Genomic DNA, 12,959 nt, shown 5'->3' with positions numbered 1-12,959 from the left:
AGACGGATTCACAATCAGGCGCGGACGGCTGCCTCCGACGAAGCGCGCGGCTCATCCGACGCGACCGCACGGGCCAGCGCTGGAAACCGCGCGCCGAGCGTCAGCGCGCGTGCCGCGAAGAAGACCATGAGCGACGCCCAAAGCCCGTGATTACCGTAAGCGGGCATTAGCACAGCCCACGCCGCGAGATAGATGGCCAGCGCGACGATCATCATGTTGCGCATGTCGGCTGTGCGGGTCGCGCCGATGAAGATGCCGTCGAGCTGGAAGCACGCGAAGCCGAACAGCGGCGCGGCGGCGGCCCACGGCAGATATTCGTAAGCGGCGTCGCGCACGGCCTGCGTCGTCGTCATGAGGTCGATCATCGCGCCGCCTCCGACGAAGAACATCGCGCTGACGGATGCCGCAAGCGCAGCCGCCCATATGCTCGACAGCCGGACACCTCGCCGGAACCGCGCCGGATCGCCCGCGCCGATGGCTTGGCCCACGAGCACTTCCGCCGCGAAAGCGAAGCCGTCGAGCACATAGGCCGACAGATCGATAAGCCCGCGAAGCACAGCGTTTGCTGCGAGCGCCACATCGCCGAGCCGCGCCCCTTGCGCCGCGAAGAAAGTGAGCGCGAACATCAGGCACAAGGTGCGGATCATGATGTCGCCGTTCACCGCGAGGAGCTTGCGGAAGGCGCGGCGCTCGAAAATCCGCGCGCTCGCGCTTCCCCGCGCAATGAGTATGCGGCGCGCGATGACGAGCCCCACGGCCACGGCGGCGTAGTCCGCGCAGGCAGCCGCAAGCCCCGCGCCTTTCACGCCCATGCCGAAGTACAGCACGAACGTGACCGCGAGCGCGATGTTCACGGCGTTGAGGAACAATTGCAGCGCAAGCGCGAGGTTCGCCCGCGACAGGCCGATGAACCAGCCGACGAAAGCGTAATTCGCGAGCGTGGCGGGTGCCGCGAGGATACGCGCGCTGAAATAGTCGGCGGTGGCGGTTTCGACCGCCGCGCTGCCGCCCACGAATTTCAGGATGAACGCAATCAAGGGCCCATGCAGCGCGAACAATGCCAATCCCGCCACGCCCGCGATGACGAGCGCGCGCCATAGATTGGCGGCCACCTCCCGGCTCTCGCCCGCCCCGACGGCCTGCGCGGTCAGCCCCGTCGTGCCCATGCGCAGGAAGCCGAATGCCCAGAACATCATCGCGAAAAGCGTCGCGCCCAACGCCACGCCGCCGATGAGCGCCGGATTGTCGAGGCGGCCCATCACGGCGGTGTCGGCGATGCCGACGAGCGGCACGGTTGCGTTGGAGAGGATCAGCGGGATTGCGATCTTGAGCACGTCGCGATTGCTCAACGCCCCGCCGGGTGCGCTTGATGCCGTCACGGCGGTCGTCCTATTTGCTCCGGCGATCCGAGCCGAGCAGGCTCAACACGCGCACGAGTATCCAGATCGGCACCACGATCACCGCCCCGAGCGCGATGTAACGCACAACCTGTTTCAGCGTGTCGAGGCCAAGCGAGGAGATCCAGTCGCCAAGACGCAGCATCGCATCGTAGATGTTCGCCGGATCGAGGCCGAAGAACGACAGCGTGATGCCGATGATGAGCGAAGCGATCGCGAGCTTCAGAATGACGGTTGCGGGGCTGCCGCCAAAAAAGCGTTCCATGGAAGCCTGCACTCGCTCTTGCGCGATGAGCGCCGTGGTTGAGACGCGATCAAGCTCGCAAGCTCGATCCGGTCGTTGACGAACGCCAATATCGATAGCGGGCGCCGCGGGAAACGAAAAGCGAATTTCGCTACTGGCGAGATGGTCGTCTCGCGATTGGAGGTCGCCGCCGCGCATCGCCGTCCGCCCCATAGAAGGCGTGGCATCCCCCGCAACTTCTCGAGCCGCCTTCGTGAGGGCGTCTCGCTGTGAAAGGCCGCGCCGGTGCTTTGTTTATTGGCAGTTCGGCGACGAGCGCAAAAAAGTGGCACACATCGGCGCAGGCGGGAACATCGGCGAGTTCGCTTTGTTTGCCCTTTGTTTACAGGAGTATGTCCTGATCAGTTAAGGCAACGAGAAACGATGGCTACGATGGCCCCGAAACCTTATCTCAGAGAAGCTGACGACGGCACTTTCGAACTGTTGGTTCCCGCCGGGTTCGATCGCGTGCACGTCCTGCCCTACTGCTTTCACACCGAGGAAGACGCTGCTCGCTGGCTAACCAGCCGCAAGGGCAAGGAAAGACTCATGAGCCTGAGCGGTCAGAGCGATCACATGGCCGCGCGTCCAAGCTTCCAATCGATCGAGCAAAGCTTGACGTAATAATCAAGCGACGCTTGGACGATCCTTTCATCAAGATCGAGGACCGCCCCTGGAGGCGATCCCGATCTTTTTTTTGTCCCGAGCCAAAGCTAGACGCGGGTGTTGTAAAGCCAGTCGTTCCGCTCAAGCAGCTTCGCGGGCGAAGACTTCTTGATGGCCAGATCGCGGACGACATCGAACGGCTGCGCGACATGATAGATACGGCCGATAAGCGCCGATCGTTCGGCCACCTGCCACACCCGAGCCGCGCGCTTCTCGCGGAAGCGGGCGAGCTTCGCTTCGATGGACCCTTTGCCCGAGAGAACGGATGCCAGTGCAGCTCCGTCCTCAATAGCCATGACGCCGCCGGACGCGAGATACGGCCGCATCGCATGCCATGCATCGCCGATACACTGGACGCGCCCATGACCGCCGTCCCACTTTTCGAGGCCGCGCAACTGCCACGGGAGCCAGGCCTTGGTTGACGACACCGTCTCGCGGACCTGAGGCGCCCAGCCTTCGAGCCGGTGCAAAAGGTAGGGCAGCGGGTCGTTGCGATCCGGCTCGCCGTCGTTGCGATAATCGTCGTCGAGGACGAGCACGCCGTTCAGCGACGAGCCGCCCGAGACCGGGTAATGGACGAAGTGGCCGCCCGTGGCCATCCACACGCCGATATTCTTGCGGGCCGCTTCAGGCACAGCCGTGATGGGCAGGATCGCGCGCCACGCCACCGCGTTCGCGGAGACAGGCTGCTTCTTGCCCCAGGCGAATTTGCGCACTGCTGACCCGATGCCGTCCGCGCCGATGAGAGCGTCGAGCGTGTAGGGTCGGCCGCCGGCGGTGACCTGGAAGCCGTCCTTCGTCATCTCGGCACCCGTCACGGGCGAGGAATATTTCGGAACCGCGCCGAGGTCACGGGCGCGGGAAAGGAGCGCGTTCTGCAAATCCTTCCGCAGCACCGTCACATAGGGCGCGCCATAGCGGGCGCGGGCCGCTTCACGGAGCGGGACCGTGTTGAGCAACGATCCCGTGCGGGCGTTGTGAATCTCGATGTTCTCGGGCTCGCAGGCCGTGCCGAGGAGCGCGACATTCCAGCTTTCGAGGATGCGGGTGGCGTTCGGGCCGATCTGGATGCCAGCGCCGAAGGGTTGAAGCTTCGGTTCCGCCTCGAAGATGTCGACCGGGTGACCGGCGAGCCTGAGAGCGATGGCCGCGCTCAAACCTGCGATGCCAGCGCCGGCAATCGCGATTTTTTCTTTTTGTGCGCTGTTCGTCATCGCGCGTCAGCCTCCTGTGGCTCGAATAGGCAATAGGGTGGGTCCGTTTGATCGGGCCGCAAATTCGCATCGTAGATGAAGAGGGTGGAGCAGTAGGGGCACACGATCTGATCGTCCGCGCCCATATCGAGGTAAACGTGAGGATGGTCGACGGGCGGTCGCGCGCCCACGCACTGAAACTCTTTCACACCGATATGGATTTTTTCGACTCCGATGTCGTTATGGAAATGCGGTACTCCAATTTTCGCCATCAAAACCGCCTGTCTGCTGCGCGGGCCGCACGATACTCAAAAGAACAAGGCTTGCAAGTGGTGTGAGGACGCTTAGGCAAAACGCCGCGCCTCGGTTACCCGTTTGAGCCTTGGGCCTTTTTTCGGATGCGACGAAGCCGCTTTTGCCTCGCCTGTGTCGGGAAGAATTCTAATCTGCCTTACGGCACCTTGCCCATCAATTTCAATCCATAATAAGCCGCAGCCCCGAGACCACCGCCTGCTGCGAGCAGAAGTACCGTTCGCACGAAACTGCCGAAGCCGCGCCAGAAGTTACCGCGCACCTGCACCTTCACGAGCTGATCGGGGATGTGCAGGTCGGAAGCCGCGCCGTTCGCATCGATGTCGCGGGCCGAAAGGGAGACGACCAGCGAGAACGGCCCCTTGTCGTTCGGCACGACAAGCCAGACCCAACTGCCGAAATGCTCCTCGCCGAGAAAGGCGGGGCGATCCATAAGCCATTGCGTTTCCGGCGATTGTCCTTCGATGAAGAAGCCGCCTTCGGGTGCCGTAAGACGCACGGTGATGGCCCGCACTGGCGGATGCGCCGCTGCTTCGGCGCTTGCGCCTTGCGGACGCGCGCGGGCAAACAAGGCCCACGCCTCCTCTCTGGGCAGGAGAAGCTCTACCGTTTCCGGCACCGCGATGCGCGTCCGGCGAGGGATAGGCTGGAGGATTTTCGCGAGAAGCCCGGTGGCGCTATCGGCGTTTCTGGGGCGTCGCTTTCCTTTTTTGTCGCCCTTCGCGTCGGCAGGCGCGCGGGCTGGCTCGGCGACGACAGGCGGTAAACGCGGGGGCGGCGCGTCAAAAGGTGGCGGCGACGCGACCGGCCGTTCCAGGTCGAAAGAGGGGGGAGCGGGTTCGGCGAAGCTAGCCCGGCCGACAGGCGTCGGGTAATCGAGATCGAACCTCGGCGCTTCGGGCTCGCCAAAGCCCGGCACGCCGACGCCATGGTTGCCTGAGGCGCGCGGGCTTTCGGGCGCGGGGAAGCTCCATGCCGCGTCGTTGTGCGCGGGCTGTTGCGGCGGTTCCATCCCGAGCCGAGGCCCAGGCGGGGGCGGCGTTGTGGTGTATCCCTCGATGGCGGTGGCGAAGCCCGGCTCAACGCGTGGGGCATCGCGGTATGGAGGCGGCACATATCCGCTTTGCGGCAGGGGGGGCGGCGTCTGCGCGGGAAGCGCCGGGCCGAGAGATGACGGCTGGGGCACGGCCTTCGCGGGCGCGGCGGGTGGCGCGGGTGCGGCGAGCGTTGGGAAGGCTGGCGAAGCGGAGCTTGCCGCTTCCTTCCGCTGTTCGGCTTCGAGGATGTCGCGAACGCTCGCCAGCATGTCGTCCATGCCGTCGTCATCGTCGTCGACAGCGGGCGCGCTCGCCTTCTGAGGCGTAGCCGCGACAGGCGCCTGTTTTTTGGCCTCGGTGCGCGCCACGGGCTGAGGCGGCTGCTGCGGAGATTCGCTATCCGGCGATCGCAGCGGGGCGCGGGACGAGGCGATCGCATGAAGCGCGGCCGACGGGTTGAAGCCATTCGCGGCAAGGATCGCGGACGCGTTGCTTTCCGGCTCCCGCGCCACCGCGAGCAAGGCAAGCGCGCCGTCGATTTCATGGCGTCCGGCCCGCGCCGCGTCCTGCGACGCAGCAATGAACAGCGTGTCGAACTTGTAGCTGAAGTTCGGCGGGCGCCCGTCCGGCACAGCGAGCGAACTCATCCTGTTATTCACGGTGTCGGTAATTGCCGCTCGGATCAAAGCCACATCCGCGCCGACGGCCGTCAACAACCGCGACGCGTCCGGGTCGTCCAGAAGCGTGAAAAGGAGATGTTCGAGCGTGACATAGCGATGCGAACGCTGCTCGGCGGCGCTGCGCGCGCGCCTCAGCGTGTGATCGAGATAAGTTGTCCGCGGCAGTTCCACGGTCGCTGCGGAATGGTCGTTCATGGTCCCCACCACCGGCCTTCCAAGGCGAATGCACACAGAGCTTTTGCGTTCAGAGTCGCAAAACGGATTCAGGCGTATTGATCTGGCGCGTTTTCTTCACGCGAGCCGATTAGCACTTCGCCCGAAAACGCTCCAAGGCGCAACCCAAGTCTCGCGGCAGGTTTAATCGGTGTCACCGGCTCCCGGCTGCTGAGACAGAGGGCAGGCAATCATTGTCATTCCACAATAGGCGGAGGCGGCGGATCTGGAAAGCACAACCTGAACGGAAATGGCTCTGCCGCGCAGGTGGCGGCTCGCAAGCCTGAGCTACCCCGGGGAGCGGCTATTCCGAAAGGGCGGGAAAAGGTGCAGGAGTTGGGCTGGCGCTCCGAAGACGAACGACCCGGTATGGCGTCTGATGGATGCCGGTCACGAACGCCGTCTGCGGCATGCGGTCAGTGTCGAGGATGGCGGCGCGCGCGCGGTCGAGATAGGCGGCGTCTACCATCCATTCATGGTCACGGCCGTTCGCGGTCCACCGCAGGACATCGGCCGACCTCAGATCGTCGTCCAGCACGAATTCGATTTTCGGCAGGGCCGCACCGCCATGCGCCATCTCGGCGAAGCTCGTGACCGGGAAATCATCATCGAAAATCGCGACTTCGACCGACCGCTCGCCGGCTTCGAGAAGCCTGCGCGCCTGATCGACATGATCGTCGAAGTAAGCAAGGATCTTCTTCTTTGTCAGAGGATCGCCGGGCCGGATGTACTCAGCCCAGTCGCGCTCGACATAAGTCACGCCTTCCGAGCGTTGGAGAAGCCTTTTCAGATCGATGTCGAAGCTCAGGAGGTTTGCCGAAGGGCAACCGCTTCGCAGCGCCCACGCGCTCGCGCCCTCATAGGTGCCGCTGTCGAGGATAATCTCCGGATCGTAGGCTTTGGCCACCGCGTACAAGGCAAACAGGTTGTTGAAGCGGCTGCCGCCGAAGCGCGAGCGGAACGGTGAAGCGAGGTATGCCCGGTAAAAGCGATGCGCGTCGTCGCCCGTGACGAAAGCCCGCACCTCGAAAAGCGTCTGCCGCTCCAGCCACTCGTTGACGAGCTTCGCCAGTCCTTCGGTCACGCGCCTTTCGCTCTCTTCATCGGTCAGGCGGCAATCGAAATCCCGCGAGGCCGAAACGAGGGTTAACCCGACACGGTCCAGAGCGCGGTTGGCCAGATGATAAACCTTGGCGGCGACCTTCATTGCTGTTTTCCAATGCCGAAAAGAAACACTTATGCCGATTTTGCAGCCAGCGCCGTCATGCGCAAGTCTTGAAGACGATAATGCACAGCTTTGGCTACCTGCGGTTGCGAGTGGGGGCATTTCCTTGGGGCGAACGGCTGCCCATATTTACGGGAATAGCCTGTTCGGAGATGCCATGGCAAAAATCACCAAACCGCCGACGAAAAAGGAGCAAGCGCCGCTCGCGAAGGAAGAGAGTGGCCGCTCGGAAATCGACGCCTTTCTCGATCGCGTACGCTCGACGCCGCCGCCCTCCTCGGGGCATGGCCGGCTGATCTTCGCGATGGACGCAACCATGAGCCGCCAGCCGACGTGGGACATGGCGCTCAAGGTGCAGGCGGACATGTTCGATGCGGTGAAGGCGGTTGGCGGCCTCGATGTGAAACTCGTCTTCTTCCGGGGCACCGACGAATGCAAGGCGAGCCGCTGGGTGAACGACGCCGGAGCGCTCGCGCGGCTCATGACGGCGGTTTCATGCAGGGGCGGTTTTACGCAGATCCGCAAGGTGCTGAAGCATGCGCTCGCCGAGGCCGGGGCGGGCAAAGTAAGCGCGGTCGTCTATGTCGGCGACGCGATGGAGGAAAATGTCGACGAGTTGGCTGACCTCGCTGGAAAGCTCGGGCTTCTTTCGGTGCCGGTCTTCCTCTTTCAGGAAGGACACGACGGGATCACACAGGCGGCATTCCGCGAGATCGCGCGGCTGACGGGAGGCGCGACCTGCCGTTTCGGTCCGGGATCGGCGGCCGAACTCCGCGAGTTGCTCGCTGCCGTTGCCCATTACGCTGCCGGTGGACGGCGCGCACTTGCCGACTATGCAAAAGGCCGCGCCGCACCTACGGTGCTGCTCGAACAAATGTCGAAGCCGTGAGTGCGGTTAAGCCGAGGGCGCAGCGATTTTACAGCTCTTTATCCTGTTGGTCGGTTTGGGGGCAGGTCTCTACCTGCTCGCCTGGTTTTCGCGCGCCGACATGGGCAAACTCGCGGTGTATCTGCGAAAGGGCAGCGTCGTGCTCGTCGCGTTCGGAGCGGCTCTCGTCATGACGCGCAATATCGGCCTGGCGCTGCTCGCCGGAATGGCCGCGTGGTCCTTCATGCAGCGAACCGGCTGGTTCCCCGGCAAGGGCAAGATCGGCGTGGGCGGTGGAACCTCAGGCGTGCGGACGGCATGGCTCGACATGAAGCTCGACCACCGGACTGGCGCGATATCGGGGCGTTTGCTGCAAGGGCGGTTCGAGGGCAAGGCGCTCGACGATCTTTCGGAAGCCGAGCGGGGCGAAGTTCTCGCCGAACTCCGTGCAAAAGATGCACAGGGCGCGAAGCTGTTCGAGGCGTGGCTCGATCGTGTCTCCCCGGACTGGTCAGCAGACGGGCGCGGCGGCGGTGATCGCTCGGGCGCGGGGCCGGCACGCACTATGACGCTCGACGAGGCCTATCTCATTTTGGGGCTGAAGCGCGGGGCCAAACGCGACGATGTGCATGCCGCACACCGAAACCTCATGAAGCGCTTTCACCCGGATCAGGGCGGCTCGAATTATCTCGCATCGCAGATCAACGCGGCGAAGGATCTGCTGCTGAAGAATATCGGCGCTTGAGAGAAATGGCAGATGCCCCGGCAAGCGTGGCGGCTTCCCGGGGCGCACGTTGACAGAATTAGTGGCGAAGCGTCAGCGACGCCGATCCACCAGCCGCGCTGAGGTGCACGTTCTGGCTACGCCCGTTCACCGTTACGCGCATGCTGCCGCTCACGCCATGCTGCGGATTGTGGAAGCTGCCGACATAGGTGTTCGCGCCGACGCGGCGAAGACGCGCCGTCTGGGAAACGCTGCCCGACGCTGTCGCGCAGGTGCCGTTCATCACGACGGTACTGCCGCCGCCTGAATAGCTCGCCCGGCAACGCGCCCGCTCGGGCTGGCCGCCGATGACAACGGTGCCGCCGCCGCTCCATGAACCGGACAGCGAAGAGCCTGCGGCGGCGCGGGGTTCCGCCGAAGCATTGAGCGAGAAAAGAAGGGCAGCAGCCACGGCTGCACCATAACCGACACGCAGTACATAGATTGGTTTCACGGTTCGCCTCCTGATTGTGAGTCCGTCATAATGTCGCGGCTCTAAACAAAGTGTTCCACGGCAACGGCGCTCTACTGCGCTGGTTCCGCCTTCGTTTCGGCTCCGACCGTATTTCGACGCGTAAGACGCAAGAGAAACATAATGATTGGACGCAGGACGAAGAGATCGGCCACGAGCGCCGCGATCATGGCGAAGGCCGAGAGCCAGCCGAACAGCCTGAGCGACGGCAGGTCCGAGAACACCGTCACGGCCAGCCCGCAGGCAAGCACGACGGTCGTCAGGATCAGCGCCGGGCCGACGAGCACAGTCGCGCGCTCCACCGCAAGCTCGGGCGGCTGACCGGGCCTGTCCTCGCGCCTGAGCCGGTTGAGGAAGTGGATCGTTGCGGAGAGGCCGAGGCCGAAAGATACCGTCAGCGCAACGATGCTTGCGAATTGCAGCCCGCTTCCGACCAGCCACAGCAATACGCCCGAGGCGAGGATTGGGATGATCGCGGGCAGGATCGCCGACAGCATCACAACGAAGGAGCGGAAAGCCAGACCGATGAACGCGGCGACGAACACGATTTCGATCGTAAGCGCCGTATTGAGACGCTGGATCATCAGCGCGCTGTTGCGGGCGGCGACGGCGGAAAGCCCGGTCACGGCCACCGTGTAGCCGGGGTTCGCCTCGCGAACGGTGTTGAGCGTCGCGTCGAGCTGGTTCACGAGCGGCAGAAGCTCATTGGCGTCTTCGTCGGGGATGTAGCCCGAAACGACGACTGCATCGCCGTCCTTCGCGAGGAAGCGGTGCACGAGATGGGGCGGCAGGTAGCCTATATAGCGCTGTAAAGTCTCGATGTCGGAGCGGCCGAGCTTCTCCGCAATCCAGCGGCGCAGCGTCTCCACGGACCACACATTGCCGACGCCCTTCTGATGCTCGACCGCGGCATGCACATCGGCGAGCACCTTGAGCGCCTGCGGGTCGTAAGCGGAGACGCCCTTCGGAAGCTCGATCAGCACGTTGATGGGGTTCGAGCCGGTGAGCTTCGCGTCGAGGCGCTGGCTCGCGGCGACGGCCTGCCGCTTGTCCGGCACCTGATCGGCGAGCCGATAACGTGTTTCGAGGCCGACATAGATCGAGGCCAGACCCAAGACTGCCAGAACGGCGATGGCGCTGTAAACGCCCGGCCGCGCCACGACACGATGGGCGATCCATCCGCAAAAGGCGCGCAGCGCGTCCACGGCGGTATCGGACCCCTTCATGTTTGCTGCGAACGCCGTTTCCTTGCGCACGAGCAGAACGCCGAGCACCGGCAGCACGGTGATGACCGTGAACAGCGCGATCACCGTGGCGATGATGCCGCCTTCGCCGAAATGGCGGATCATGTCCGAGCTTGAGAAGAGCAGCGCCACGAAGGAGAGGGCCGCCGTTGCATGCGTCAGCACGCAGGCGGGGCCGACGATGAGGATGGCGTTCTTGAACGCCTGATATTTGTTGTCGCCTCGGATGAGCCTGTCGCGCGCGGCGAATGTGAGCTGCATGCTGTCCGAGAACGAAATCACCATGATGAGCGGCGTCATCACGTTCAGGAAGGTGTTGAGCGTGAAGCCCATCCAGCCGAGGACGCCTTGCGCGAACAGGATCGCCAGCAAAGGCGGCGCGGCCGCGATCACCATGAACGAGAGGCGGCGGAAGAAGATGATCGCTATCAGGCACCCGGCGAGGAAGCCGATGCCGTTGTAGAGAAGTTGGTCGCGCTCGACGGCGGTTCGGATTTCCAGGCGCATCACCGGCACGCCCGACAACTCGGCCCTGAGGCCGGAGCCTTCGAGATCCTGCGCGGCGGTTTCGCGGATCTGCTTCACCACCTCCGCGATGCGCTCGCCATTGGCGACGGCGGGATCGATGGCGATGACGATGAGCGCGAGCTTGCCATCGTCGGAGATGAACTTGCCCTTGATGATGTCGTTGGCGAGCACACGCTTGATAAGCGCGTCGTAATCCTCGCCCTCGGGCAGGTCCGCCGGGAACAGGGGACCGGGAAGCTTGCCCTCTTCAGGCGCTTCACGTGCGGAGAACAGGGACAGGATGCCCCGCGTGCCTTCGATAAGCTGAACGTCGGTCACGAGGTCGCGCAGTTGATCGATGGGGCCGCGCTGAAGGAGGCGGTCGCCCTCGACGACCATCAACACGTCGAACTCATGTGAGGGGAAGCGCTTAGTCAGATCCTCGAACTGGCGAAATTCGGGCGTGTCGGACCGGAACAGCGAACTCAGCGAGTCGTCCACTTGCAGCCGGGCCACGCCGAAAGCGGCGACGATGGAAAGAAGCGCGACAAGAATTGCGGCGAGGATCGGTGTACGCAGCGCGATCAGCCCGGATCGCTCAAGTCCGAGGACAAGGTTATCGGGCTTCGCGGGTGGCAAAGGCGCGGGGCTTTTGGCCTCCGGGCTTGCGGGCCGCTGCTTCCCATCCGTGCCGTCCATCAAATTGCCCCCTGAAATCCAATTTGCCCACCCGGTAAATCCGCCCTGCAAACCCCGAAAAGACCGCGTCGCGTGTTGCCGTAACAGTTCACCCGAATAAGGGCTGCCGGGAGCGATTGGTTAAGAGACGAATTGCCTCACACGATGAATTGAGCGCAGCCGCGCCACCTCACGAAGGGGTCGCAACGGCACCATTGCCGAGTTAGATTAAACCTCGATGAAGCAAGCTCTGCGGACGCGGCGGCCGCTCAAGCCGGACTATGGAATCGACAAGCCGAAAGCATTGGCGCGGCTTTTTCTTGCGGGCATGGCGGCGCTCGCGGCGGGTTATCTGCTGCCATCGTACGAGACGCCTGCGGTGACGGCTCCCCTCCTCGGCCCGACGCTCCTCGCGCTCGGTTGCCTCAGCCTCGGCGCCTGTGCGCTCATGCTCGCATGGTCGCTCAAGGGGAAGTTCGTCGTACGGGATCGCATGCTGAACCTCGTTCGATGGCGCGGCAACGAAACCGTGCTCGACCTCGGCACCGGGCGCGGCCTGCTGGCCATCGGTGCGGCGGGGCGCCTGAAGACCGGGATCGTTGTCGGCATCGACGCTTGGGAAAGCGCGCGGGCGTCCGCGACCATCGAAGACGCTCAGCGCAATCTCGATCTGGCGGGCGTGGCCGACCGCGTGGAACTGCGCAACGACGATCCGCGCGATATTGGCTTCGTCGACAAGTCCTTCGACGTGGTGCTCTCGCTGTCGTTTCTGCACACGCTCGACACGGAGGCGGCGCGGGCCGCCGTATGCCGCGAGATCGCGCGCGTGCTGAGGCCTCGCGGCCTTGTCGCCATCGCCGATGTCGGGCACGGCGCCGAATATGCGAAGGCGCTCGAAGCGGCCGGGCTCAAGGTAGACAAACCGCGAACGCTTTATCCGCTGGTGTTTACCGCGCTGGAACTCGTCGTCGCCCGCAAGACTGCTTGACCGGATGGCGGAGCCGCACGGACGCGAAGGCCGCTTATGGCCGCTGCTCCTTCTTGGCCGCGCGGAAACCGGCAGCCGCCGAGCCTTTCTCGCAGATGTAAGCGCCGTGCTTTGTCTTGCCGTAGGTCTTGGCGGTTGAGTAATGATAGACCTTCGACGAGAGGTTGGCCCACACGACCGTGTCGCCGGGACAGCTTGCCTTGGCCTCCGTCTCGCTCGCGAACTGGCCGGTGCCGAGCGCTGCGGGTGCCTTCGCCTTCTTCGGCGCGGGAGCGGGCGCGGCCTGCGCGGGGGTGCCCGTTTGCGCCGTGCCGCCGAACGGATTGGTTGTCGTCTGCGCCGCAGCCGATCCAGCCGCGAGGCCAAGCGCAAGAAGAACAGCCGCGACGGAACATGAAGAAAATTTCACGATTAGCCTCATCGAATACTTGGT

13 protein-coding genes are annotated in these 12,959 nt (G+C 64.0%); 4 read left to right on the top strand and 9 right to left on the bottom strand.

Annotated features, from left to right (window positions below):
• Positions 1-14: 14 nt before the first annotated feature.
• The gene (locus RVAN_RS09740; RefSeq protein WP_013419561.1) at positions 15-1,379 is read right to left on the bottom strand and encodes an MATE family efflux transporter; all 1,365 of its coding nucleotides are present in this window, start codon (positions 1,377-1,379) and stop codon (positions 15-17) included.
• 10 nt (positions 1,380-1,389) lie between these two features.
• Entirely contained in the window at positions 1,390-1,662 is a 273-nt protein-coding gene (locus RVAN_RS09735; RefSeq protein ID WP_049779611.1) for a DUF6460 domain-containing protein, read from the bottom strand.
• 402 nt (positions 1,663-2,064) lie between these two features.
• Here RVAN_RS09735 and RVAN_RS09730 point away from each other — a divergent pair, with 402 nt between their 5' ends.
• Complete coding sequence (locus RVAN_RS09730; protein WP_013419559.1) at positions 2,065-2,304, top strand: hypothetical protein; 240 nt, start codon at positions 2,065-2,067, stop codon at positions 2,302-2,304.
• An 89-nt stretch (positions 2,305-2,393) separates the two neighbouring features.
• Here RVAN_RS09730 and RVAN_RS09725 read toward each other — a convergent pair whose 3' ends face one another.
• From RVAN_RS09725 to RVAN_RS18985, 4 genes are all read right to left on the bottom strand, one after another.
• On the bottom strand, positions 2,394-3,560 hold the full coding sequence (locus RVAN_RS09725; protein ID WP_013419558.1) for an FAD-dependent monooxygenase: 1,167 nt from the start codon (positions 3,558-3,560) through the stop codon (positions 2,394-2,396).
• On the bottom strand, positions 3,557-3,811 hold the full coding sequence (locus RVAN_RS09720) for a zinc-finger domain-containing protein (protein ID WP_013419557.1): 255 nt from the start codon (positions 3,809-3,811) through the stop codon (positions 3,557-3,559). The genes RVAN_RS09725 and RVAN_RS09720 overlap by 4 nt, the downstream gene beginning before the upstream one ends.
• 179 nt (positions 3,812-3,990) lie before the next feature.
• The gene (locus RVAN_RS09715) at positions 3,991-5,763 is read right to left on the bottom strand and encodes a Clp protease N-terminal domain-containing protein (protein WP_013419556.1); all 1,773 of its coding nucleotides are present in this window, start codon (positions 5,761-5,763) and stop codon (positions 3,991-3,993) included.
• A gap of 322 nt (positions 5,764-6,085) precedes the next feature.
• The gene (locus tag RVAN_RS18985) at positions 6,086-6,988 is read right to left on the bottom strand and encodes a hypothetical protein (RefSeq protein ID WP_013419555.1); all 903 of its coding nucleotides are present in this window, start codon (positions 6,986-6,988) and stop codon (positions 6,086-6,088) included.
• A 175-nt stretch (positions 6,989-7,163) separates the two neighbouring features.
• Here RVAN_RS18985 and RVAN_RS09705 point away from each other — a divergent pair, with 175 nt between their 5' ends.
• Positions 7,164-7,895, top strand: a complete 732-nt coding sequence (locus tag RVAN_RS09705; RefSeq protein WP_013419554.1) for a hypothetical protein — start codon at positions 7,164-7,166, stop codon at positions 7,893-7,895.
• A 100-nt stretch (positions 7,896-7,995) separates the two neighbouring features.
• Positions 7,996-8,619 (top strand): heat shock protein DnaJ domain-containing protein, encoded by a 624-nt coding sequence (locus RVAN_RS09700; protein WP_013419553.1) that lies wholly within the window; start codon positions 7,996-7,998, stop codon positions 8,617-8,619.
• 58 nt (positions 8,620-8,677) lie between these two features.
• Here the strand turns inward: RVAN_RS09700 and RVAN_RS09695 are convergent, their stop codons facing one another.
• Together RVAN_RS09695 and RVAN_RS09690 are read right to left on the bottom strand one after the other, a co-directional pair.
• Positions 8,678-9,091, bottom strand: coding sequence for a hypothetical protein (locus tag RVAN_RS09695; protein WP_013419552.1), 414 nt, complete (start codon positions 9,089-9,091; stop codon positions 8,678-8,680).
• 71 nt (positions 9,092-9,162) lie between these two features.
• A complete protein-coding gene (locus tag RVAN_RS09690) occupies positions 9,163-11,559 on the bottom strand; it encodes an efflux RND transporter permease subunit (RefSeq protein WP_013419551.1) in 2,397 nt (798 codons plus the stop codon).
• A 217-nt stretch (positions 11,560-11,776) separates the two neighbouring features.
• Here RVAN_RS09690 and RVAN_RS09685 point away from each other — a divergent pair, with 217 nt between their 5' ends.
• Positions 11,777-12,526, top strand: a complete 750-nt coding sequence (locus RVAN_RS09685; RefSeq protein ID WP_013419550.1) for a class I SAM-dependent methyltransferase — start codon at positions 11,777-11,779, stop codon at positions 12,524-12,526.
• 34 nt (positions 12,527-12,560) lie between these two features.
• Here RVAN_RS09685 and RVAN_RS18980 read toward each other — a convergent pair whose 3' ends face one another.
• Complete coding sequence (locus RVAN_RS18980; RefSeq protein ID WP_155942415.1) at positions 12,561-12,935, bottom strand: hypothetical protein; 375 nt, start codon at positions 12,933-12,935, stop codon at positions 12,561-12,563.
• Positions 12,936-12,959 lie beyond the last annotated feature (24 nt).

The sequence above is a fragment of the Rhodomicrobium vannielii ATCC 17100 genome (assembly GCF_000166055.1).
GTDB classification, from domain to species: Bacteria; Pseudomonadota; Alphaproteobacteria; order Rhizobiales; family Rhodomicrobiaceae; genus Rhodomicrobium; species Rhodomicrobium vannielii.
The sequence above is the reverse complement of the archived record's forward strand: the minus strand, read 5'-3'. Positions and strand labels throughout refer to the sequence as shown.

Excerpts from the sequence above, each read along its gene's own strand:
- RVAN_RS09700 (WP_013419553.1), top strand. The coding sequence starts at position 7,996 with ATGGGCAAACTCGCGGTGTATCTGCGAAAGGGCAGCGTCGTGCTCGTC.
- RVAN_RS09705 (WP_013419554.1), top strand. The coding sequence starts at position 7,164 with ATGGCAAAAATCACCAAACCGCCGACGAAAAAGGAGCAAGCGCCGCTC.
- RVAN_RS09690 (WP_013419551.1), bottom strand. The coding sequence starts at position 11,559 with ATGGACGGCACGGATGGGAAGCAGCGGCCCGCAAGCCCGGAGGCCAAA.
- RVAN_RS09715 (WP_013419556.1), bottom strand. The coding sequence starts at position 5,763 with ATGAACGACCATTCCGCAGCGACCGTGGAACTGCCGCGGACAACTTAT.
- RVAN_RS09730 (WP_013419559.1), top strand. The coding sequence starts at position 2,065 with ATGGCTACGATGGCCCCGAAACCTTATCTCAGAGAAGCTGACGACGGC.
- RVAN_RS09735 (WP_049779611.1), bottom strand. The coding sequence starts at position 1,662 with ATGGAACGCTTTTTTGGCGGCAGCCCCGCAACCGTCATTCTGAAGCTC.
- RVAN_RS18985 (WP_013419555.1), bottom strand. The coding sequence starts at position 6,988 with ATGAAGGTCGCCGCCAAGGTTTATCATCTGGCCAACCGCGCTCTGGAC.
- RVAN_RS09685 (WP_013419550.1), top strand. The coding sequence starts at position 11,777 with ATGAAGCAAGCTCTGCGGACGCGGCGGCCGCTCAAGCCGGACTATGGA.
- RVAN_RS09720 (WP_013419557.1), bottom strand. The coding sequence starts at position 3,811 with ATGGCGAAAATTGGAGTACCGCATTTCCATAACGACATCGGAGTCGAA.
- RVAN_RS09725 (WP_013419558.1), bottom strand. The coding sequence starts at position 3,560 with ATGACGAACAGCGCACAAAAAGAAAAAATCGCGATTGCCGGCGCTGGC.